The sequence below is a fragment of the Bradyrhizobium sp. 6(2017) genome (assembly GCF_011058295.2).
In the GTDB taxonomy this organism is placed as follows: Bacteria; Pseudomonadota; Alphaproteobacteria; order Rhizobiales; family Xanthobacteraceae; genus Bradyrhizobium; species Bradyrhizobium septentrionale.
The window spans coordinates 6,187,290-6,208,321 of record NZ_CP049289.2 but is presented as its reverse complement, the minus strand read 5'-3'; the positions used below and the strand labels follow the sequence as shown (position 1 = coordinate 6,208,321).

21 protein-coding genes are annotated in these 21,032 nt (G+C 63.8%); 16 read left to right on the top strand and 5 right to left on the bottom strand.

The window, feature by feature from the left end:
- The first annotated feature begins 7 nt into the window (after positions 1-7).
- The 6 genes from G6P99_RS29320 to G6P99_RS29295 all read left to right on the top strand — a co-directional run bounded on the left by G6P99_RS29320 (position 8) and on the right by G6P99_RS29295 (position 5,591).
- Entirely contained in the window at positions 8-187 is a 180-nt protein-coding gene (locus G6P99_RS29320; protein WP_029080134.1) for a membrane protein, read from the top strand.
- On the top strand, positions 187-750 hold the full coding sequence (locus tag G6P99_RS29315) for a cytochrome c oxidase subunit II (protein WP_029080275.1): 564 nt from the start codon (positions 187-189) through the stop codon (positions 748-750). Before G6P99_RS29320 ends, G6P99_RS29315 begins: the two co-directional genes overlap by 1 nt.
- On the top strand, positions 740-2,365 hold the full coding sequence (locus G6P99_RS29310) for a b(o/a)3-type cytochrome-c oxidase subunit 1 (RefSeq protein ID WP_029080135.1): 1,626 nt from the start codon (positions 740-742) through the stop codon (positions 2,363-2,365). Before G6P99_RS29315 ends, G6P99_RS29310 begins: the two co-directional genes overlap by 11 nt.
- Positions 2,362-3,153 carry a c-type cytochrome gene (locus G6P99_RS29305; protein ID WP_029080136.1) on the top strand — a complete coding sequence of 264 codons (792 nt, stop codon included), beginning with the start codon at positions 2,362-2,364 and terminating at the stop codon, positions 3,151-3,153. The genes G6P99_RS29310 and G6P99_RS29305 overlap by 4 nt, the downstream gene beginning before the upstream one ends.
- A gap of 89 nt (positions 3,154-3,242) precedes the next feature.
- Positions 3,243-4,247, top strand: a complete 1,005-nt coding sequence (locus G6P99_RS29300; RefSeq protein WP_165129025.1) for a transglycosylase SLT domain-containing protein — start codon at positions 3,243-3,245, stop codon at positions 4,245-4,247.
- A 165-nt stretch (positions 4,248-4,412) separates the two neighbouring features.
- Complete coding sequence (locus tag G6P99_RS29295) at positions 4,413-5,591, top strand: DUF2336 domain-containing protein (RefSeq protein ID WP_029080138.1); 1,179 nt, start codon at positions 4,413-4,415, stop codon at positions 5,589-5,591.
- Between the two features lie 62 nt (positions 5,592-5,653).
- On the opposite strand, the gene G6P99_RS29290 is transcribed toward G6P99_RS29295, so the two are convergent.
- The 3 genes from G6P99_RS29290 to G6P99_RS29280 form a co-directional block, all read right to left on the bottom strand.
- Positions 5,654-6,232, bottom strand: coding sequence for an Hpt domain-containing protein (locus G6P99_RS29290; protein WP_029080139.1), 579 nt, complete (start codon positions 6,230-6,232; stop codon positions 5,654-5,656).
- A 9-nt stretch (positions 6,233-6,241) separates the two neighbouring features.
- Positions 6,242-6,787: a response regulator gene (locus G6P99_RS29285; protein WP_029080140.1), complete on the bottom strand. Its 546-nt coding sequence runs from the start codon at positions 6,785-6,787 to the stop codon at positions 6,242-6,244.
- Positions 6,788-6,904: 117 nt separating this feature from the next.
- Entirely contained in the window at positions 6,905-7,684 is a 780-nt protein-coding gene (locus G6P99_RS29280) for an NAD kinase (RefSeq protein WP_029080141.1), read from the bottom strand.
- Positions 7,685-7,846: 162 nt separating this feature from the next.
- On the opposite strand from G6P99_RS29280, the gene G6P99_RS29275 reads away from it, so the two are divergent.
- Positions 7,847-9,421 carry a S10 family peptidase gene (locus G6P99_RS29275; RefSeq protein ID WP_029080142.1) on the top strand — a complete coding sequence of 525 codons (1,575 nt, stop codon included), beginning with the start codon at positions 7,847-7,849 and terminating at the stop codon, positions 9,419-9,421.
- A gap of 718 nt (positions 9,422-10,139) precedes the next feature.
- Here G6P99_RS29275 and G6P99_RS29270 read toward each other — a convergent pair.
- Entirely contained in the window at positions 10,140-10,940 is an 801-nt protein-coding gene (locus tag G6P99_RS29270; RefSeq protein ID WP_245284617.1) for a LysR substrate-binding domain-containing protein, read from the bottom strand.
- Here G6P99_RS29270 and G6P99_RS29265 point away from each other — a divergent pair.
- From G6P99_RS29265 to G6P99_RS29255, 3 genes are all read left to right on the top strand, one after another.
- Complete coding sequence (locus G6P99_RS29265) at positions 10,927-11,103, top strand: hypothetical protein (RefSeq protein WP_246709654.1); 177 nt, start codon at positions 10,927-10,929, stop codon at positions 11,101-11,103. The genes G6P99_RS29270 and G6P99_RS29265 overlap by 14 nt on opposite strands.
- A 101-nt stretch (positions 11,104-11,204) precedes the next feature.
- Positions 11,205-11,666: a (2Fe-2S)-binding protein gene (locus G6P99_RS29260; protein ID WP_029080143.1), complete on the top strand. Its 462-nt coding sequence runs from the start codon at positions 11,205-11,207 to the stop codon at positions 11,664-11,666.
- A gap of 2 nt (positions 11,667-11,668) precedes the next feature.
- On the top strand, positions 11,669-13,846 hold the full coding sequence (locus G6P99_RS29255; protein WP_051346141.1) for a xanthine dehydrogenase family protein molybdopterin-binding subunit: 2,178 nt from the start codon (positions 11,669-11,671) through the stop codon (positions 13,844-13,846).
- A 183-nt stretch (positions 13,847-14,029) separates the two neighbouring features.
- Here the strand turns inward: G6P99_RS29255 and G6P99_RS29250 are convergent, their stop codons facing one another.
- On the bottom strand, positions 14,030-14,926 hold the full coding sequence (locus G6P99_RS29250) for a DUF2189 domain-containing protein (RefSeq protein ID WP_029080145.1): 897 nt from the start codon (positions 14,924-14,926) through the stop codon (positions 14,030-14,032).
- A 566-nt stretch (positions 14,927-15,492) separates the two neighbouring features.
- Between G6P99_RS29250 and coxB the strand changes: the two genes are divergently transcribed.
- The 6 genes from coxB to G6P99_RS29220 all read left to right on the top strand — a co-directional run bounded on the left by coxB (position 15,493) and on the right by G6P99_RS29220 (position 21,018).
- The gene (coxB, locus tag G6P99_RS29245; RefSeq protein ID WP_029080146.1) at positions 15,493-16,326 is read left to right on the top strand and encodes a cytochrome c oxidase subunit II; all 834 of its coding nucleotides are present in this window, start codon (positions 15,493-15,495) and stop codon (positions 16,324-16,326) included.
- A 74-nt stretch (positions 16,327-16,400) separates the two neighbouring features.
- Positions 16,401-18,176, top strand: coding sequence for a cytochrome c oxidase subunit I (gene ctaD / locus G6P99_RS29240; RefSeq protein WP_029080147.1), 1,776 nt, complete (start codon positions 16,401-16,403; stop codon positions 18,174-18,176).
- Positions 18,173-18,877, top strand: a complete 705-nt coding sequence (locus G6P99_RS29235; protein ID WP_029080148.1) for a cytochrome c oxidase subunit 3 — start codon at positions 18,173-18,175, stop codon at positions 18,875-18,877. Before ctaD ends, G6P99_RS29235 begins: the two co-directional genes overlap by 4 nt.
- 15 nt (positions 18,878-18,892) lie before the next feature.
- Positions 18,893-19,615, top strand: coding sequence for a heme-copper oxidase subunit III family protein (locus G6P99_RS29230; RefSeq protein WP_029080149.1), 723 nt, complete (start codon positions 18,893-18,895; stop codon positions 19,613-19,615).
- 9 nt (positions 19,616-19,624) lie between these two features.
- Entirely contained in the window at positions 19,625-20,032 is a 408-nt protein-coding gene (locus G6P99_RS29225; RefSeq protein ID WP_029080150.1) for a cytochrome C oxidase subunit IV family protein, read from the top strand.
- Between the two features lie 77 nt (positions 20,033-20,109).
- Positions 20,110-21,018 (top strand): heme o synthase, encoded by a 909-nt coding sequence (locus G6P99_RS29220; protein WP_029080151.1) that lies wholly within the window; start codon positions 20,110-20,112, stop codon positions 21,016-21,018.
- Positions 21,019-21,032: the final 14 nt, after the last annotated feature.

Genomic DNA, 21,032 nt, shown 5'->3' with positions numbered 1-21,032 from the left:
CGCGATCATGATCAACTCATCTTCGCCGCAACCGCCGGCATCCGGCTCCGAAGACGAGGCCGTCGAGACCATCGTGCGCGCGGGTCCGGGCGGCGCGATCGCGGTCGCAGGCATTGCGACGGCCGTCGTGGTCGGATTGTGGTTTGCATTCTACCTGTTCGTCTTCCTGCCGCGGAGCGTTCCCTGATGGCGACCGAGACGGAGCACAGCGCCGGCGAGGCCGTTGCGGCGCGGATCGAGCGGCGCTGGGCGACGCTATCGATCGTCATTGTCGGCCTTCTGGTCGGCATGGCGGCCTATATCGGCATCCATCAGGCGACGATGCCGCAGGGCCGGGTCGAAACCGCCGATCCCAAGACGCTGCATCTGTCCGGCGAGTTCATCGAGAGCAATCTTGGCACTGCCGTGGAGGCCGACGGCTCGGTCACGGTGCGTGCGATCGGCCAGCAATATTCCTTCACGCCGCAATGCATCGTGGTGCCGGCGGAGACGCCGATCACCCTCCGCGCTACCAGCGCGGATGTCGTCCACGGCTTCCTGATCGAGGGCACCAACGTCAACACGATGTTGGTGCCGGGCTACGTCACGGACCTGCCGGTGCGCTTCAAGGTGCCGGGCGATCATATGATGCCGTGCCAGGAATTCTGCGGCATCGGTCACCAGGGCATGTGGGGCAAGGTCAAGGTGGTCGACAAGAACGCGTTCCGCGACATGACGGCATCGAAGCGGAGGCTGACCTGTGTTGACTAACAAGCGGCTGATAGCGGCGCATTTCTGGCTCGCCTTCATCGTGTTCGGCGCGGCGCTGGTGCTCGGTGCCTGGCAGATGTTCGTGCGCAGCCCGTTGAATGCCTGGCATTTCAATCCGGAGTTCTACTATCGCTCGGTCACCGCCCATGGCTCGGCGATGGGATACGTATTCCCGACGCTGATCGCGATGGGGTTCGGCTATGCGATCACCGAAGCGGCGCTGGAGAAGGCGCTGATTGGGCGACGCTGGGCCTGGGTCGGCTTCTTCCTGGTCGCCGTCGGCGCCGTTGTCGCGATGATCCCGGTGTCGCTCGGGCTCGCCTCGGTGCTCTACACCTTCTATCCGCCGATGGTCGGCAATCCCTTCTACTACATCGGCGTCGTCATGGTCGTGGTCGGCTCATGGATCTGGGTCGCGCTGATGGTCATCAACTTCGTGATCTGGAAGCGCGAGAACCCCGGCAAGCCGGTGCCGCTTGCGATGTATGCCAATGTCGCGGGCTCATTGCTCTGGGGCTGGACCGCGGTCGGTGCGGCGCTCGAAATCCTGTTCCAGATCCTGCCCGTGGCGCTCGGGCTCAAGTCCACGATCGATGCGGGGCTGGCGCGCGTCTTCTTCTCCTGGACCCTGCATGCCATTGTCTATTTCTGGCTGATCCCGACCTACATCGCCTACTACACGATCTTCCCGCGCGCGATCGGCGGCCGGCTCTTTAGCGATCCGATGGCGCGGATTTCGTTCATCCTGTTCGTCGTGGTGGCGATGCCGATCGGCGTGCATCATTTGTTTGCCGACCCGCAGGTCGGCGCCGGATTCAAGTTCATGCACTCGGTGTTCACCGGCCTCGTCGCACTGCCGACGCTGCTTACGGTGTTCACGATCTGCGCGTCGGCGGAGATTGCGAGCCGCCTGCGCGGCGGCCGCGGCGCCTTCGGCTGGATCGGCGCTCTGCCATGGTCCAATCCGATCATGCTGGCGACGGCGCTGTCGCTGGTCATGCTCGGCTTCGGCGGCGCCGGCGGCCTGATCAACATGAGCTATCAGCTCGACGCCAGCGTGCACAATACGCAGTGGATCACCGGCCATTTCCACCTGATCTTCGGTGGCGCCATCGTCATCATGTACTTTGCCATCGCCTATGATCTATGGCCGCATCTGACTGGCCGTGCGCTGGACAGCTTTGGCCTGATGCGCACGCAGCTCTGGCTGTGGTTCATCGGCATGATCGTGACCACCTTCCCATGGCACTATGTCGGCATTCTCGGCATGCCGCGCCGCATGGCGTATTATGACTATGCCAACCCGGCGATCTCACCGCAGGCCTTGTCGGTCACGATGTCGGCGATCGGCGGCTTCATCCTGCTGATCTCGGGCCTTCTGTTCCTGCTGGTGCTGATCCGCGGGCAATTCGGTGCGCGAGGCGAGGCCGGCGCGTACCGCTTCGCGGTGCCGCTGCACATGCCGGCGCGGATTCCGGTCGCGCTCAACTCGTTCGGCCTGTGGCTCGCATTGATGGTCGGTCTCACCGTGGTGAACTATGGTTTCCCGATCGCGCAACTGATGGCGCTGAACGAGACCAGCGTGCCTGCGGTCTACGTCGGAGCGGGCCGATGAGCGATCAGCCGCTGTTCTCGCTTCGCAACCCGTGGTTCGCCACCAGCGTCGGCATCACGGTCGCGATCGCCGTGCTGTCGGCCATCGCGGGCCTGATCTGGTTGCCGCTGGCGCAACCGGATCTCAAGCTTGCCGGCGTCTGGGACGCGATCTGCAGCGCGGCCGGTGTTCCGCGCGCCGCCGTGCAGGAGGCTGGCGTCAAGCCGGATTTCAAGACCTCCAATGTCGTCATGACGTCGGAGATGCTGACCAAGGTGAATCAGGTCTCGATCGGGCGGGGTGCGACGCTGGCTCAGCGCTGCGCGATCTGCCACGGACCGCAGGGCGTCAGCGACGCCCATTCACCGAACCTTGCCGGGCAGTTTGCCGCGGTGACGTACAAAGAGCTCGCCGACTTCAAGACCGGCGCGCGGGTCAGCGTGGTGATGAGCCCGTTCGCGGCAGCCATGAGCGATCAGGACATGAAGGACGTTGCAGCCTATTACGCCTATCTGCCGCGGGTGCCTTCGAACAATCTGGATACCGGGCGCGCCGCGCCGGCGATCGTGGTGACGGGCGCCCCGATGCGCAACATCCCGCCCTGCGGCTCCTGCCACGGCGATATCGACAACAAGGCGGGAAGCCCTTGGCTCGGCGGCCAGTCGGCGGTCTACATCAAGGCGCAGCTCGACGCCTTCGCGTCGGGCGCCCGGCGCAACGACATCAGCCAGCAGATGCGCAACATCGCCCGCCAGATGACGGCCGAGGAGATCGACCAGGTCGCGCACTACTACGAGGCCCAGCCCTGAGCGGCATGTTAACGCGCCGTTAACCATAATTACGGCAGGTTGGCATGACATGGGTGCCGATTGCCGGCGCCCTGCAAGGCACCGGATCGATGGCAGTCGACCTCTACAATGCCACGGCTGCGGCAGGTGTCGATTCCTCGCGCCTGAAAGTTGCAAGCTCAATCAAGCAGGCGGCCGCGACCACCGGCACGAGCTTCGAATATCTGCTCACGACCGCGAAGATGGAATCCAACTTCAATCCGCGGGCCGGCGCCACCACCTCGTCGGCGCATGGGCTTTATCAGTTCATCGACCAGACCTGGCTCGGCACCGTCAAGGAGGCCGGAAGCCAGCTCGGCTACGGCCAGTATGCCGACGCCATCACCAAGAATTCCGACGGCAGCTATTCGGTCAGCGATCCCACCGCGCGCAATGCGATCATGAAGCTGCGCGATGATCCTGACGCGTCGTCGTCGATGGCGGCGGTGCTGGCGCAATCCAACAGCTTCAAGCTCACCGACAAGCTCGGCCGTCGCCCGACCGATGCCGAACTCTACATGGCTCACTTCATGGGCGTGGGCGGCGCCGGCAAGCTGATCTCGAGTGCCGAGGATAGTCCGAGCGCCAGTGCGGCTGCGATGTTTCCAAAGGCGGCGGCGGCGAACCAGTCGATCTTCTACGACAAGTCGGGCAGCGCGCGCAGCGTCTCGCAGGTCTATTCGGTGTTGACCACGCGCTACGCCGCGGCCGCGAATGCGGCGGATACGCGCACCGCGTTTGCCGCGGCGGGCGGCGACACGATGAGCCCTTACGCGATCGCAAGCGCGGCGCCGACACCAGCGCTGACCATGGACACCGCGTCCTATCTCTCGACCTTCCCGGACGCCCGTTCGGCCACGGCGGTCAGTGCGACCTCGACCGTCGCATCGGCGCAGCCGGCGCCGGCGTTCCGCTCGCTCTACCAGGGCGGCGACCGTTCACAGCCGATCTCGCCGGCGGTGCAGGAGCTGTGGGGCAGTTCCTCCGCGCTGACCAGCTCGGCGACGCCAAAGGTCCGCGCGCCCGGGCGGCTTGATCTGTTCAGCGACCCCAACGGCACCTACAGCAGCGGCTAGCGCTGCATTGCTGCGCGCGCGAAGTCGTGGCGCCTCGGCCGTCTTAACGAAACGTCAATAATCCCAAACGTTTATGGTGAACCCTTTGTTAAGCGTCATGGTTTATTTTTCCTTGTAGTTGGCGTCGTAAGTCGATGCCGTTTCGTTGCGTAAGCCGGAAGGACCATGATCGTTCGGCAGTTCATTAGTTGGATTAGGACCGCTCCGGCAGGCGAGCGAGCAGAGGCGACGCGGGCGTTGGCCCGGGCCTGGCTCATTTCGGATCTCGCCGAGGAGGATCGCATCGCCGCCGAAGGCGCGCTGCTGATGCTGCTCGACGACCCGTCGCCGCTGGTGCGCCAGGCGATGGCCGAGGTGTTCGCCCACAGCGCGGAGGCGCCGGCTGCGATCGTGCAGGCGCTGTCGGCCGATCAGCCGGTGATCGCGCTGCCGGTGTTGGAACATTCACCGCTTCTGATCGATGCCGACCTGGTCGACATCGTCGCGACCGGCTCCGACGAGATGCAGTGCGCGATCGCGCGCCGCATCAACCTGCCGGCCTCCGTCGCCGCCGCGATCGCCGAGGTCGGCTCGGCGGCGGCCGCGCTGGAGCTGATCGAGAACCCGTATGCGGGCCTCGCGCCGTTCTCCTGGGACCGCATCGTCGAGCGCCACGGCCATCTCGCGGCGATCCGGGAATCGATGCTGCAGCTCGAAGACCTGCCGTCCGCGACGCGGCTGGCGCTGGTCGCCAAGCTCTCCGACACGCTGGCGCAATTCGTCGTCGCGCGAAACTGGCTCGGCGCCGACCGCGCCGACCGGATCGCCGGCGAGGCGCGCGAGCGCTCCACGGTGAACATCGCCGCGCGCGCCTTCGGCGACGACATGCATGGCCTGATCACGCATCTGCGCGCCACCGGGCAACTGACCGCCGGGCTGATCCTGCGCGCGCTGCTGTCGGGCAATCTCGATCTGTTCGGGGCTGCGCTCGCCGAACTGTCCGGGCTGCCCTATGGCCGCGTCTCCGCGCTGGTGAACGACCGCGGCGGCAATGGCCTGCAGGCGCTGCTGCGTCGCGCGGGGTTGCCGGAGTCGACGTATGTCGCGTTCCGCGTCGCGCTCGAGGCCAGCCACGAAGTCGGCTATGTCGACAGCGGCGACGGCGCAGCGCGGCTGCATCGCCGCATGGTCGAGCGCGTGCTGACCCATTGTGAGACCGACCATTCGGCGGCCGAGCCGCTCTTGATCCTGCTGCGCCGCTTTGCGACCGAATCCGCCCGCGAGGATGCGCGGATGTTCTGCGAGGAGCTCGCCGCGGAAGACGCGGTCGCGGTGCTGCCTTACGACGATCTCGTCGCGGCCTAGGCCGCGTTTCTTCGATGCATGGATAGCTGAGGGCTGCCGCGGCGCGGCAGCCGGGCGCGCTGCTATTCGCTCGGTGCGATGCTCGGCGCGAGGATCGCCTCGAGATGCTCGGGCCGGTCGCGGTTGGCGTGGGTCAGGAATTCATCGGTGATGCCGCGGAGCTGCTTGCTCAGCACGCCGGCAACGACCGCGGTGTCTAGCTTGGTGCGCTCGCGCACGATCGCCTGCACCGCGTTGATGTGGTGGGAAATCAGCTGCGGCGGCACTGCGCTAAGGTCGGGCGCGTGCTCGATGATGCGGCACAGGCTCTCGGCGGCTACGGCCGCCGACGGATAACCGAATGTTGCGGCATCGCCCTTGATGTCGTGGGCGGCCCGGAACAGCTCTTCGCGGGTCTTCTTGTTGAAGCCCTCGCGCTGCACCGTGGCGTGCGCAGCCGAGAGGCGATCGGCTTCGATCGTCATCCATTCCTTGAATTCGCCCGACAGCCCGGCGAGCGCCTTCTCGGCGCGGCCGACCGGATCGTCGAGATCGCTCTCGGGGACGCGCAGCAGCATCTTGCGCAGCGGGTTCGGCTGCGTGATCACATGGTGCGTGCCGAAGCTCTTGACCTCGATCGTCCCCGGTTTGTCTTTCGCCATGACGGTGTCCTAGATGGTCGAGCGCGCCTTTTCGAGCAGCGACGGCTGTTGCAGCATCTCGACCTCGCCGCTGCCGCGGCGCTCGGGGCCGATATAGGTGTTGGTGGTGTTGCGACGGCGGTCGGGGCCGAAATAGGTCTTGGTCTTGATGAACGGGCGCGGGTTGGCGACCACGTTCATGATCCGCTGGTAGAGGCCCTTGGCCGAGATCGGCTTGGCCAAAAACTCGGTGACTCCGGCATCGCGCGCCACCGTGACACGGCGCTTCTCGGAATGCCCGGTCAGCATGATGATCGGCGCGTAGGGATTGCCCTTGGATTCCGGCTGCCGGATCATCTGCGCAAGCTCGAGCCCGTCGAAGATCGGCATCGACCAGTCGGTGATGACGATGTCGGGCACGTAATGGGTGTACATCTCGAGCGCGGTGGCGCCGTCCTCGGCCTCATACACCTCGCGCGCGCCGAACGAATGCAAAAGCGTCCGCAGGATGCGGCGCATGTGCGGATTGTCGTCGCAAATCAAAAATCGCAGCTTGTTGAAATCGATGCGATACATGGTCCGGTCCCGAACGGGCATACCGGGCCAAATGCGGTATTACCCGACGTTAACCATATCCTGCCCGGGGTTAATGATTGGTTGCCGGGCAAGGGGAGCAGGGGAAGGCGGCCGTCGTCAGTAGCCGAACTGCTCGCGCAGGATGCGCTCTTCCAGCGAATGGCCGGGGTCGAACAGCATCCGCATCGCGATCGTCTTGTCGGACAAGACTTCGACCCGGCGGACGTCGCGGACCTCGTCATGGTCGGCCACCGCCGCGACCGGGCGCTTGTCGCCCTCGATCACCTCGATCACCACGAAGGCGGAATTCGGCAGCAGCGCGCCGCGCCAGCGCCGCGGCCGGAACGCGCTGATCGGGGTCAGCGCCAGCAGCGCCGCGTTGATCGGCAGGATCGGACCCTGGGCGGAGAGGTTGTAGGCGGTCGATCCGGCCGGCGTCGCCACCAGAATGCCGTCGGCCATCAACTCCGCCATCCGCTCATGCTCGTCGATCAGAATGCGCAACTTGGCGACCTGGTAGGTCTGCCGGAACAGCGCGACCTCGTTGATGGCATGATGCAGATGCACGGCGCCGTGGATGTCGGTCGCGCGCATCAGGAGCGGATTGATCAGCGACTCCCGCGAGGCCGCCAGCCGCGTGCGCAGATCATGCGTCGAGTATTCGTTCATCAGGAAGCCGACGGTGCCGCGATGCATGCCGTAGATCGGTTTGCCGCTGCGCATGTTGGCGTGCAGCGTCTGCAGCATCAATCCGTCGCCGCCGAGCGCAACCACGACGTCGGCCTCGGCGGGTGGATGGTTGCCGTACATCGCGGCAAGCTCGCCGAGCGCCGACTGCGCTTCCGCGCTCGCGCTGGCGACGAAGGCGATCTTGTCATACCGCTTGGGGCTGGCCATCGCTCACGAACTCGTTTGGCACGGAATACGCCGCGCTCGTCTATACATCCCGGGCGGCGTTGTCGAGATGGTCCGGGAACGGACCGCATGCCCTACAGGTGCCGCCAAGCTAGCGCAATTTCCAGGTGGAATGCGTAAACGCCGGCCTACGGAGTGAACGACATGGCTAACAGTTTTGCGACACGGTGTGCTGCGGCGCTGTTGGTGGCCTGTCTTGCGACCGCGGCGCGGGCCGATGACGAGACCCCGCAGCCTTCGCCGTCGCCGAGCGCGCAGGCTCCCAGCGGCCAGAAGGGACGGGGAGGACGCGGTGAGGCCGGCTCCGGCGCCAACGCCGCGGCCAGCACGCCCGCCGCCGAGCAGCATCGCCTGCCGCCGGACTCCACCACAAAGCAATCCGTCGCGCTGCCCGGCCGCACGCTCGCCTTCAGCGCGACCGCGGGCTCGATCCGCGTGTTCGACGACAAGGGCGAGCCGCTCGCCGACATCGCCTACACCTCCTACCAGCTCGACGGCGCCGAGAAGGCGAGCCGTCCGGTGACCTTCCTGTTCAATGGCGGTCCGGGCTCGGCGTCGGCCTGGCTGCAATTCGGCAATGTCGGGCCGTGGCGGCTGCCGTTCGATGGCGACGGCGCGGTGTCCTCGGCCTCGCCCGAGCTGCAGGCGAATGCCGACACCTGGCTCGATTTCACCGATCTCGTCTTCATCGATCCGGTCGGCACCGGCTACAGCCGCTTCGTCACGACATCCGAGGATGCGCGCAAGCGCTTCTTCACGGTCGACGGCGACGCCAATTCGGTCGCGCTGGTGATCCGCCGCTGGCTCGAGAAATACGACCGGCTGACCTCGCCGAAATATGTCGTCGGCGAAAGCTATGGCGGCATTCGCGGGCCCAAGGTGGTGCGCAACCTGCAAATGCAGCAGGGCGTCGGCCCGCGCGGCCTGATCCTGATCTCGCCGGTGCTCGATTTCCGCGAATATACCGGCTCCAGCCTTCTGCAATATGTCGCGAGCCTGCCGACCATGACGGCGGTTGCGCGGCAGGCCAAGGGAGCGGTGACGCGCGAGGATCTTGCCGATGTCGAGCGCTATGCGCAGAGCGATTTCCTGCTCGACCTCGTCAGGGGCCAGGCCGATGCCGAGGCCACCACGCGGCTCGCCGACAGGGTCGCGAGCCTGACCGGCATCGATCAGGCGGTGAGCCGCAGGCTGGCCGGCCGTTTCGACATCGGCGAATTCCGCCGCGAGTTCGATCGCAAGAACGGCAAGGTGACCGGCCGCTACGACGCCTCGGTCGAGGGCTTCGATCCCTATCCGGATTCCAGCTACTTCCATTTCAACGATCCGTCCGGCGATCCCTTGATGGCGCCCTTGACCAGCGCTGCCGTCGACCTCACCACGCGCAAGCTGAACTGGCGGCCGGACGGCTCCTATCATCTGCTCAGCGAGAACGTGAACAAGGCCTGGGAGTTCGGTCACGGCATCAGCCCGGCGGAGTCGGTGACGCAGCTGCGCCAGATGCTGGCGCTCGACCCGAAGCTGAAGCTCCTGATCGGCCACGGCCTGTTCGATCTCGCCACGCCATACTTCGCCTCGAAGATTATCCTCGACCAGCTGCCGGCTTTTGCCGGCCCGAGCCGCACCAGGCTCGTGGTCTATCCCGGCGGCCACATGTTCTACTCCCGCGACGGCTCCCGCCAGGCGTTCCGCAAGGAGGCCGAGGCGCTGATGAGGTGAGGGGGGATGGCTGCGTGGATTGCGCTGTCCGCCGCAAATGTTGTCGTCGTCCCGGCGCAGGCCGGGACCCATAACCCCAGGATTGGGTTGGTGAGGAAAGCTGTGGCCCTAGCGTCGTGCAACAATCACCTTCGGTGGTTATGGGTCCCGGCCTGCGCCGGGACGACACTGAATTTGTTACGCTACCAGTGAGTCACACATCTACATTCTCGCGACATGAATCGTCCGAGTCTTGCATCTCGTTCCGCCTCTCTTGAGCAGAGGGCGCAGGGAAAGCCGGGTGCCGATCGCACCCATGGGCCCCGTGCAAAAGTAGAAAGCACGGGGGTAGGACCACAGGTGTAACCGGAGCAATCCGGCTTTCCCTGCGCGATGGGTTACGGCTTACTTCGTGCTCTCCCCGGCGAGACTTGGCTTGTTTGTCACCGCCTTCGCAAGACGCAATTGCGTCTTACAAGGGGACACCGGCCACTAGGGCGTCAGGACCACACGACTTCACCGTCCGCCTCAATCACGCTTCGTCCGTCGTGATCTCAGCGTCCACCGCATCCCACACCGCGTTCGTGACGATCGCGAAGCGCCCCTCGATCGGGTGAGACGAGCGAACCATACACTACACTGCGCTTCCGAAAAGTCGAAATATTTTGTAAGGCGGGCTTGCGCCGTCGGGCAACTCAGTGATTGAATTCGCGGGGCGCACTCGGCATGCCGTACCCCGTCACCCATACGTCTCCACGATGAAGTCGATCAGCGCCCGCAGCTTCGGGGTCATCTTGCGGTTCTTCGGCCACAGGATCTGGCGCGCGCGGCTTTGCGTCGTGTAGTTCGGCAGCAGCAGTTGCAGCCGCCCCGCGGCGATATCGTCGGCGAGCAACTCGTCGCGCATCAGCACGATGCCAGCGCCGGCGAGCGCCGCATAGCGGATGCCGAATGCGCTGTTGATGGTCAGGCGGCTCTCGACATCGACATGCACCTCGCCCTCCGGCCCGAAGAAGGTCCATCGCTGTCCGTCCGACCAGCCGGGATAACGCAGGCATTCATGGCCGGCGAGATCCGCCGGATGGGTCGGCGTGCCGTGTTCGGCCAGATAGCCCGGCGCGGCGCAAACCACGCCGGTATAGGGCGACAGCGAGCGCGACATCATGGTGGAGTCGGTCAGCGTGCCGACACGGATCGCCGCGTCCAGCCCTTCCTCGAGCAGATCGACCATCTTGTCGCTGAGGACGAGGTCGACCGATACCTCCGCGTACCTCTTCATGAAGCGGACGAGCGTGGGCGCCAGGCTGTACGATCCGAAGGCGACCGAGGTCGCGATGCGGAGCTTGCCGCGCGGCGCGCTCAAGGCCTCCTCGACCAGCGCGTCGCCGGCCTCGGCCTGTTCCAGCAAGTGCTTGCAGTGATCGAGATAGCTGCGGCCGAGCTCGGTGAGGCCCTGCCGCCGCGTCGACCGGTTGATCAATTGCGAGCCGAGCCGATCCTCGAGAAACCGGATATGCTTGCCGATCATGGTCGGCGACATCCGCAACTCCTTGGCTGGCCGCGGTGAAGGAGCCGAGATCGGCAACGCGGGCGAACACGGACATGCTGGTCAGTCGGTCCATGATTATAAACCAATGGTTATTTCATTGCGGATCAAAGCGCCGCTTATAGGGCGCAGCATTTGTATTTATTACCACGAGTGAGCAATCAGCGCGAATGCGCGTACGATTGCTTTGGAATGTGGCCGGTTGCGCCCGGAGGGGCGCGGACCGCGCGGGTCTCGAACCAGGACAGGAGTGTCACGATGCCTTTCCAGCTCACGATCAATGGTCTCAGTCATTCGGTCGATGCCGACGGCGATACGCCGCTGCTGTGGGTGCTGCGCGACGTGCTCGGCATGACCGGCACCAAGTTCGGCTGCGGCATGGCGCTGTGCGGCGCCTGCACGGTGCATCTCGATGACGCCGCGGTGCGCTCCTGCATCACGACGATCGACAGCGTCGGGGACTCCAAGATCACGACCATCGAGGCGGTCGGCACCACGCCGGCCGGCAAGAAGATCCAGGACGCCTGGCTTGCGCATGAGGTGCCGCAATGCGGCTACTGCCAGTCCGGGCAGATCATGTCGGCGTCAGCCTTGCTTGCGAGCAAGCCGCAGCCGACCGATGCGGATATCGACGACGCGATGTCGGGCAACATCTGCCGCTGCGGCACCTATGTCCGCATTCGCGAAGCCATCAAGCAAGCCGCGCAGTCGGGAGGTTGATCATGACGCTGATGGACAATGTGTCTGAGCGCTCCGCCGATCTGTCGCGGCGCAACTTCCTCCGCGCGAGCGCGATCGCAGGCGGAGGCCTGCTGCTCAGTGTGAGTCTGCCGTTCGCGGGCCGCGAGAGCGAAGCCGCGGCCGCCGATGGCTTCGCGCCGAATGCCTTCATCCGGATCGGCGGCGACGGCAAGGTCGTGCTGACCATGCCTTATGTCGAGATGGGGCAGGGCACCTACACCTCGATCCCGATGCTGATCGCCGAGGAGCTCGAGATCGGGCTGAAGCAGGTGCAACTCGAGCACGCGCCGCCGAGCGACAAGCTGTATGCCAACCCGCTGCTTGGCGTGCAGGCCACCGGCAATTCGAACGCGATGCGCGGCGGCTGGCAGCCGATGCGGAAAGCCGGCGCCACCGCGAAGGCGATGCTGGTCGCAGCCGCGGCGAAACGCTGGAACGTCGAGCCCGCTTCGTGTCGCGCCGAGAACGGCGAGGTGCATCATGCAGCCTCCGGACGCAAGCTGGGTTACGGCGAGCTGGCAACTGACGCGGCGCAGATGCCTGTGCCGGAGAATGTGACGCTGAAGAGCCCGGCCGAGTTCAAGCTGATCGGCACGCCGGCCAAGCGGCTCGACACACCCTCCAAGATCAACGGCTCGGCGGTCTACGGCATCGACGCACGGCCGCCCGGGGTGAAGATCGCGACGCTGGCGCAGTCGCCGGTGTTCGGCGGGCGGGTGAAGAGCGTGGATGACGCAGCGGCAAAAGCCGTCAACGGCGTGCGCCAGATCGTGAAGCTCGATGACGCAGTCGCCGTGGTGGCCGATCATATGGGAGCGGCGAAGAAAGGTCTCGCGGCGCTCGTGATCGAGTGGGACGAGGGGCCCCACGCCAAGCTCGCCACGTCAGATATCGCGCGCGAGCTCGAAGCCGCCACCACCAAGCCGGGCACGGTCGCGCAAAACATCGGCGACACCGACAAGGCGATGGCGGGCGCTGCGACGAAAGTCGAGGCGACCTATCAGCTGCCGTTCCTCGCCCATGCGACGATGGAACCGATGAACTGCACCGTGCACGTGCGCCCCGACAGCTGCGAGATCTGGGTCGGCAGCCAGGCGCTCTCGCGTGCCCAGGCGGTGGCCGCGAAGGTGCTGAACCTGCCGCCGGAGAAGGTCGTGGTGCATAATCACCTGCTCGGCGGCGGCTTTGGCCGCAGGCTCGAGGTCGATGGTGTCATTCGCGCCGTGCAAATCGCAAACCAGGTCGATGCGCCGGTCAAGCTGGTGTGGACCCGCGAGGAGGACATTCAGCACGACATGTATCGTCCCTACTGGTGCGACCGGATTGCGGTCGGACTCGATGCATCCGGCAAGCCGATCGCCTGGAACAACCGCTTCGCCGGCTCGTCGGTGCTGGCGCGATGGGCGCCGCCGGCGTTCCGCAATGGTCTCGACCCCGACACGACGGAGGGCGCGATTGATCTCGTCTACGACATTCCGAACTTCCACGTCGAGTATGTCCGGGTCGAGCCGCCCGGCATTCCGACCGCGTTCTGGCGCAGCGTCGGTCCCTCGCACAATGTGTTCGTCACCGAAAGCGTGATTGACGAGATGGCGGCGGCCGCCAAGCAGGATCCGGTCGACTATCGCAAGGCGCTGCTCGGCAAGTCGCCGCGCGCCAAGGCGGCGCTGGAGCTTGTGGCGGCCAAGGCCGGCTGGGGCGGCAAACTGCCTGCCGGGCGTGGACGCGGCGTGTCGCTGCAATTCGTGTTCGGCAGCTACCTTGCGCAGGTTGCCGAGGTTGAGGTTGCCAAGGACGGTTCGGTTCGCGTCCACCGCGTCGTCTGCGCGATGGATTGCGGCACCGTGGTCAATCCCGACACGGTGCAGGCGCAGCTTCAAAGCGGCATCAATTTCGGCGTCACTGCCGCGCTCTATGGCGAGATCACGCTGAAGGACGGGCGCATCGAGCAAACCAACTTCGACAGCTACCAGATGTTGCGCATCGATCAGGCCCCGGCCATCGAGGTCCACATCGTGCCGAGTTCGGAGCCGCCCGGCGGCATGGGTGAGACCGGGACATCGGGCATCGTGCCTGCGATCAGCAATGCGATCTTCGCGGCGACCGGCAAGCGGCTGCGAAAGATGCCGGTCGACCCGGCATTGTTGAAGCAAACGTAAGCTACCGGCCGTCATGTCCGGGCATAGGCGAGCGGAAGCGACGCCGTCCTTCGGACGGCTATGCCCGGGCGTGACGGAATGCTGGCGCGATCGTGAAGCCAAGCGGATTTGCGCCCCGCATTGATCCGACAAGCGGGCATGCATCTGAGGCGGTTCGTCAATCTCTGGCTCGCGCCGGTATCACTAACGCTCACGGCTCCACGGGAAGAGAGAGGCCGGGAAATCGGCCGCGTAGCGGTGACCGATCGGCGGGCGGGGCTCTTCTTGCGGAGGATTCGGGTCAGGCTCGATCACCTTCCTGTAAAGATGCCAGGTCGCATGACCAAGTACCGGCAGAACGACGCAGAGACCGACGAAGAATGGCAGTGAGCCGACGGCCAGCAATACCGCGACGATCAATCCCCACGCGGCCATCTCAATTGGATTCATCATCACGGCCCGTATCGAGGTGCGGATCGCATCGATCGCTGTCGCATGGCGGTCGAGCATCAGTGGAAATGAGACGACGCTGACGCACAGGGCAACCAGGGCGAAAAGGAAGCCGACGCCGCATCCGATGATGATGAGCGACCAGCCTTCGGGCGTCGTCAGCACGCGCTCTGCGAAATCAGGGATGGTCGCAGCCGGAGCATAGCCGAAAGTCGCAATGTAGATCGCGTCCGCGGCGGCGATCCAGACTCCGAACAGAACGAACAGGAGGACACCAAGTTCGAGCATGGCGCCGAACGACGGCGAGCGCAGCACCTGCATTGCATCCCAGATACCTGGTTGCTCTCCGCGCTCGCGGCGGCGGCTCAGTTCGTAGAGGCCGAGTGCGGCGAAAGGACCGATCAGGGTAAAGCCGGCGGCGAGCGGAAACAGCAGAGGCAGCACCGAATAGCCAAGCACAAGCCTGAACAGGGCAAGTCCGAGGATGGGATACATCACGCACAGGACGATGGCGTGGGTCGGGATTGCGCTGAAGTCTTCCCAGCCCAGGCGCAGCGCGTTGCCCAAGTCGGAAATGCTGATCTTGCGAACGACGTAAGCGGTCGAGACGCCAAACAATTGCAGTTTGGGCCGTGCGAATACTGTGGTCATGGTTCCGGCCTCCTTGCTGGTGGTCGCAGGGGAACGGAGCGCCCTCAAAACACGCACATCCGCCTCATGCGCGAAAATCGCGACCGAGTCCGGCAAATCAGATTCAACCAGAAGGAGCTTGCCGGACGACATCTGTCGCAACCGGTCCAGTCAAACTAGTCCGATGCGCGGCAGAAGCAAGGTGGCGAACGCGGTCGCGAGAATTGTGCAATCGCACAAGCCAGGTTTTGCGATGCACCATCTGATGGTGGGTCCCGATCGGTGCTCGCCGGCATGCAATGCATTCGCGCCAACTCGCGCCGGACAAAGGCGGGACATACTCCTCTATTGACGCCGGGCTCGACGAGTACCATCTTGAATGCACTGAACGCCCCCAAGCTCCGATGAGATTGCGGTCGTGACGTTGACCCTTTGTCATGATGTCCCAGCGTCGCGACCGGCAGAATGGGCGAGGCAAAAGGCACGGTGATGGTGTACGTGGCACCATACCTTGACACCATACCTTTGACGTGAGCTCCGCCCTTTCGTTCGTCTCCGCAGCCTTCAATGGCAAGGAGGAATGAGGGATGGCTGTCGCGCTCGTGCTGCTCCTGGTTGCAGTCGCCTCGGTGCTGTTTCACATCTACAGCCCGTGGTGGTGGACGCCGATCGCCTCAAACTGGCGCTACATCGACGACACGATCAATCTGACATTCTGGATCACCGGGGCGGTTTTCTGCGCGGTCATCGCGTTCATGGCTTATTGCGTGTTCCGCTTCCACCACAAGGAGGGACGGCGGGCCGCCTACAATCCCGAAAACAAGAAGCTCGAATGGTGGCTCAGCATCGTGACGGCGGTCGGCGTCGCCGCCATGTTGGCGCCCGGCCTGGTCGTCTGGCACCAGTTCGTCACCGTTCCCGACGACGCGACCGACGTCGAGGTCGTCGGACAACAGTGGATGTGGAGTTATCGGCTTCCCGGAAAGGACGGCCGGCTCGGCACGTCAGATGCGCGCCTGATCAGTTCCGACAATCCACTCGGGTTGAATCCCAATGATCCGAACGGACAGGACGACGTCGTCGTTCAAAACGAGGATCTGCATCTGCCGATTGGAAAGCCGGTGAAGGTGCTGCTCCGCTCGATCGACGTTCTGCATGATTTCTACGTGCCCGAGTTCCGGGCGAAGATGGACATGATCCCGGGCTCGGTGACGTATTACTGGCTCACGCCCACGCGTACCGGAACATTCGACGTCCTCTGTGCGGAGCTATGCGGCGCCGCGCACGCGCAGATGCGGAGCAAGGTCGTCGTGGAGGAAGAGAAGGAATATCACGCGTGGCTCGAGAAGCAGCGGACGTTTGCGGAATTGTCAGGCCAGCGCGGCGTCGCGAAGGCCGCGTACAAGACCGGTAGCGAATGAAGGTGCCGACGAGGATGCGCCGGATATTGTGAAGCGAACTCGTCGCTGAACAGAAGACCAAGGAGGGAATTCCGATGGTCGATATCCCGTTTGATCAGGTCGCAGGCATACCGCCCGCCGAAGTGAGTGAGGTCGAGCTCTATCACCCGAAGAGCTGGTGGACGAGGTACGTCTTTTCGCAGGACGCCAAGGTGATCGCCGTCCAGTATTCGATGACGGCAATGTCGATCGGAATGGTGGCGCTGGTGCTGTCGTGGATGATGCGCCTGCAACTGGGATTTCCCGGTACATTCTCTTTTATCGATGCCAATGAGTACCTTCAGTTCATCACCATGCACGGCATGATCATGGTGATCTACCTGCTCACCGCCTTGTTCCTTGGCGGCTTCGGCAACTACCTCATCCCGCTGATGGTCGGCGCGCGGGACATGGTTTTCCCCTACGTGAACATGCTGAGCTACTGGGTCTACCTGCTCGCCGTGCTGGTGCTGGCCGCGACGTTCTTCGTGCCGGGCGGGCCGACCGGCGCCGGCTGGACGCTCTATCCGCCGCAGGCGATTCTCTCCGGCACCCCCGGGCAGGACTGGGGCATCGTTCTCATGCTGGCCTCGCTGATCCTGTTCATCATCGGTTTCACGATGGGCGGGCTCAATTACGTCGTGACGGTGCTGCAGGCGCGTACGCGCGGCATGACGTTGATGCGCATGCCCCTGACGGTGTGGGGCATCTTCACGGCCACCGTGATGGCGCTGTTGGCGTTCCCGGCGCTGTTCGTCGCCTCGGTGATGCTGTTGCTGGACCGCCTGCTGGGAACCAGCTTCTTCATGCCGACGCTGGTCGAGATGGGCCAGCTGACGAAGTATGGCGGCGGCAGCCCGATCCTGTTCCAGCATCTGTTCTGGTTCTTCGGCCACCCCGAAGTCTACATCGTCGCCTTGCCGGCCTTCGGCATCATTTCCGATCTGATCAGCGTCCACGCGCGAAAAAACATCTTCGGCTATCGCATGATGGTTTGGGCGATCGTGGCCATCGGTGCGCTCAGCTTCGTCGTGTGGGCGCACCACATGTATGTGAGCGGCATGAACCCGTATTTCGGCTTCTTCTTCGCCACCACGACGCTCATCATCGCGGTCCCCACCGCCATCAAGGTCTACAACTGGGTGCTGACGTTGTGGCGCGGCGACATCCATCTCACGACGCCGATGCTGTTCGCCCTCGCGTTCATCATCACATTCGTCAATGGCGGTCTCACCGGGCTGTTTCTCGGCAACGTGGTCGTGGACGTTCCGCTGTCCGACACGATGTTCGTCGTCGCGCACTTCCACATGGTGATGGGGATCGCGCCGATCATGGCCGTGTTTGGCGGAATCTATCACTGGTATCCCAAAATCACCGGACGCATGCTCAACGAGGCGCTTGGGCGATTCCACTTCTGGGTGACGTTCATCGGGGCCTATGCCGTGTTCTTCCCGATGCACTATCTCGGCCTGCTCGGGATGCCCCGCCGCTATCACGACATCGGCGAGACAACCTTCGTCCCGGCATCCGCCCATGACCTCAATGCGTTCATGAGCGTGGCGGCGCTGATCGTCGGCTTCGCCCAGCTTGTCTTCCTGTTCAATATGATCTGGAGCCTGTTCAAAGGAAAAGAGGCTGGCGGCAATCCCTGGGGAGCCGCCTCGCTGGAGTGGCAGACACCGGAAACCCCGCCCGGGCATGGCAATTGGGGGAAGGAACTCCCGATCGTCTATCGCTGGGCCTACGATTACAGCGTGCCCGGTGCCCCCAGGGACTTTGTGCCGCAGAATGAACCGCCGGCCGGATTGGTGGCGCAGGGAGCCCATCCGTGAGCGCCATCATCCTGTTCATTGCTACAATTGCAGCGATCGCGGGATGGTGGCTCTCGCAGCAGCGGCTGGCGGCCAAACCCTGGCTGGAGCAGGGCGTGGACGTCGATCTTCGCGGTGAGAGCGGTTCGTCGGTGCCGACGGCGAAGATCGGACTGGGCGTGTTTCTCGCGGTCGTCGGCTCGTTGTTCGCGCTCCTGATCAGCGCCTACTCCATGCGCAACAGCATGGTGGACTGGCGGGAGCTGCCCCTGCCCAGACTGTTGTGGTTCAATACCGGCGTCCTGGTCATGAGCAGTGTGGCGCTGCAATGGGCGCTGATCGCCGCGCGACGCGACGACATTGACGGCTTGATCGTCGGCCTGCTGATCGGCGGAGCATCCGCCATGACGTTCCTGGCCGGGCAGCTATGGGTGTGGCAGCAACTGAACGTCGCCGGCTATTTCGTGGCGTCCAATCCAGCCAATTCCTTCTTCTACCTGATCACCGCGGTGCACGGACTGCATCTGACGGGCGGACTGGTTGCGCTCGGCAGGACCACCGCAAAGGTGTGGCGCGGCGCGCCGATGATGCAGGTGCGCCTGAGTGTGGAGCTCTGCGCGATCTATTGGCATTTCCTGTTGTTGGTCTGGCTGGTCTTGCTCGGTCTGCTGACGGGCTGGACCGACAATATCGTCGACATCTGTCGCCAGTTGCTCAGCTAGCGAGGGCAGGAAGTAATGACGGAAACCACACTGGCAACCCCCAACGCGCCGCCCGGAACGATACCCGGATGGCGAGGTATCGCCGCTGACTGGGCCTCGGACCAGCGTGCCTTCAAGCACGTGTCCTGGGGCAAGGCCATGATGTGGATCTTCCTCTTGAGCGACACCTTCATCTTCAGCTGCTTCCTGCTGTCGTACATGACGGCGCGGATGTCGACGACCGTGCCGTGGCCCAACCCAAGCGAAGTCTTCGCGCTCAATATCGCGGGCCAGCACATCCCGCTGATCCTGATCGCCATCATGACCTTCATCCTGATCTCGAGCAGCGGGACGATGGCGATGGCCGTCAATTTCGGTTATCGCCGCGATCGCGTCAAAACGGCGGCCTTGATGGTGGCCACCGCGGCGTTCGGCGCAACCTTCGTCGGAATGCAGGCGTTCGAATGGACCAAGCTGATCATGGAGGGCGTGCGGCCCTGGGGCAACCCGTGGGGCGCGGCGCAGTTTGGTTCATGCTTCTTCATGATAACCGGCTTCCACGGCACGCACGTGACGATCGGCGTGATCTTCCTGATCGCGATTGCGCGCAAGGTCTGGCGGGGCGATTTCGACGTCGAGCGGCGTGGCTTCTTCACGAGCCGGAAGGGGCATTACGAGATCGTCGAGATCATGGGCCTGTACTGGCACTTCGTCGATCTCGTGTGGGTGTTCATCTTTGCCTTCTTCTATCTCTGGTGAGGTAAGCGCATGACAAACGCAGCGGTACATGTGGAAGGGCAGGCAACGCAACATGCGCTCCACACTTATGTGCATGACGCAGTCGCATCGGGAGCCACGCACGCCGAGGGCCAGCAGCACCCGATCAAGCTCTATCTCGTGGTCTGGGGATGGTTGTTCGTGCTCAGTACCTGCTCATACCTTGTCGACTTCTTTGGCATCCATGGCCATCTCCGTTGGTCATTGATCCTGCTGTTCATGGTGCTGAAGGCCGGCCTGATCGTCGCTGTGTTCATGCACATGGCCTGGGAGCGGTTGGCGTTGGCCTACGCCATCCTGTTGCCGCCGGTGCTGGTGCTGGTTTTTGTAGCGATCATGGTGTTCGAATCCGACTATACGCATCTGCTTCGGGTCATGTTTTTCGCGTCAGCGAGCTAGAAGCAGGACGGTTGTGCTGCAACCAAGGCCTTCAACCGATGGCCTTTTGAGTATCGAACTGACGAGGAATCAATCTCGTGCAAATCAATCGTTCAATTCTTCGCCGGAGCTATGCCAACATCGGAGACTACGTCGCACTGACGAAACCGCGCGTCATGTCGCTGGTCGTCTTTACCGCACTGGTCGGTCTCATGGTCGCACCAGGCGGCATCGATCCCGTCACCGGCGTCGCTGCTCTCGTCTGCATTGCTGCGGGAGCCGGCGCCGCAGCTGCGCTCAATATGTGGTACGACGCCGACATCGATGCGGTGATGGCGCGTACCGCCATCCGTCCAATTCCGAGCGGCCGCGTATCGCGCTCGGAAGCATTGGTTTTTGGATTGATGCTCGGAGCGTGCGCCGTCCTGACCCTCGGCACCTTGCTGAACATGGCCGCTGCTGCACTGCTTGCTTTCACAATTTTCTTCTACGTCGTCGTCTACACGATGTGGCTCAAACGCCGAACACCGCAAAACATCGTCATTGGCGGTGCCGCTGGTGCACTCCCTCCGGTGATCGGCTGGGTTGCGGTCACCGGAAATGTCGGGCTCGAGCCGCTCATCCTGTTTCTGATCATCTTCCTTTGGACGCCACCGCACTTCTGGGCACTGTCGCTTAATCTTGCTGGAGAATATGCCCGCGCCGGTGTGCCGATGTTGCCGGTCGTAGCCGGCAAGACCGAAACAAAGCGCCAGATTCTCCTCTATAGCGTGCTTCTGGTTCTGACCTCACTGCTGCCTTGTGCACTGGGGTTCGCGGGAGCCATCTATGGCGCGGCCGGGGCGGTGCTGGGAGCGATCATGATTGTTCTCGCATGGCAGGTACGTCGGAGCCACGACAAGGAATGGCGGCCAGCTCGTCGCTTGTTCGTGTTTTCGATGCTCTATCTGGTCCTTCTTTTTGGGGTGCTGCTGATGAATGCTGCACCCTACGCTCAGTCCCGCTGACTGGACGCATTCGA

Excerpts from the sequence above, each read along its gene's own strand:
- G6P99_RS29320 (WP_029080134.1), top strand. The coding sequence starts at position 8 with ATGATCAACTCATCTTCGCCGCAACCGCCGGCATCCGGCTCCGAAGAC.
- G6P99_RS29315 (WP_029080275.1), top strand. The coding sequence starts at position 187 with ATGGCGACCGAGACGGAGCACAGCGCCGGCGAGGCCGTTGCGGCGCGG.
- G6P99_RS29305 (WP_029080136.1), top strand. The coding sequence starts at position 2,362 with ATGAGCGATCAGCCGCTGTTCTCGCTTCGCAACCCGTGGTTCGCCACC.
- G6P99_RS29300 (WP_165129025.1), top strand. The coding sequence starts at position 3,243 with ATGGCAGTCGACCTCTACAATGCCACGGCTGCGGCAGGTGTCGATTCC.
- G6P99_RS29295 (WP_029080138.1), top strand. The coding sequence starts at position 4,413 with ATGATCGTTCGGCAGTTCATTAGTTGGATTAGGACCGCTCCGGCAGGC.
- G6P99_RS29290 (WP_029080139.1), bottom strand. The coding sequence starts at position 6,232 with ATGGCGAAAGACAAACCGGGGACGATCGAGGTCAAGAGCTTCGGCACG.
- G6P99_RS29285 (WP_029080140.1), bottom strand. The coding sequence starts at position 6,787 with ATGTATCGCATCGATTTCAACAAGCTGCGATTTTTGATTTGCGACGAC.
- G6P99_RS29280 (WP_029080141.1), bottom strand. The coding sequence starts at position 7,684 with ATGGCCAGCCCCAAGCGGTATGACAAGATCGCCTTCGTCGCCAGCGCG.
- G6P99_RS29275 (WP_029080142.1), top strand. The coding sequence starts at position 7,847 with ATGGCTAACAGTTTTGCGACACGGTGTGCTGCGGCGCTGTTGGTGGCC.
- G6P99_RS29265 (WP_246709654.1), top strand. The coding sequence starts at position 10,927 with ATGGTCGGCGACATCCGCAACTCCTTGGCTGGCCGCGGTGAAGGAGCC.
- G6P99_RS29270 (WP_245284617.1), bottom strand. The coding sequence starts at position 10,940 with ATGTCGCCGACCATGATCGGCAAGCATATCCGGTTTCTCGAGGATCGG.
- G6P99_RS29260 (WP_029080143.1), top strand. The coding sequence starts at position 11,205 with ATGCCTTTCCAGCTCACGATCAATGGTCTCAGTCATTCGGTCGATGCC.
- G6P99_RS29255 (WP_051346141.1), top strand. The coding sequence starts at position 11,669 with ATGACGCTGATGGACAATGTGTCTGAGCGCTCCGCCGATCTGTCGCGG.
- G6P99_RS29250 (WP_029080145.1), bottom strand. The coding sequence starts at position 14,926 with ATGACCACAGTATTCGCACGGCCCAAACTGCAATTGTTTGGCGTCTCG.
- coxB (WP_029080146.1), top strand. The coding sequence starts at position 15,493 with ATGGCTGTCGCGCTCGTGCTGCTCCTGGTTGCAGTCGCCTCGGTGCTG.
- ctaD (WP_029080147.1), top strand. The coding sequence starts at position 16,401 with ATGGTCGATATCCCGTTTGATCAGGTCGCAGGCATACCGCCCGCCGAA.
- G6P99_RS29230 (WP_029080149.1), top strand. The coding sequence starts at position 18,893 with ATGACGGAAACCACACTGGCAACCCCCAACGCGCCGCCCGGAACGATA.
- G6P99_RS29225 (WP_029080150.1), top strand. The coding sequence starts at position 19,625 with ATGACAAACGCAGCGGTACATGTGGAAGGGCAGGCAACGCAACATGCG.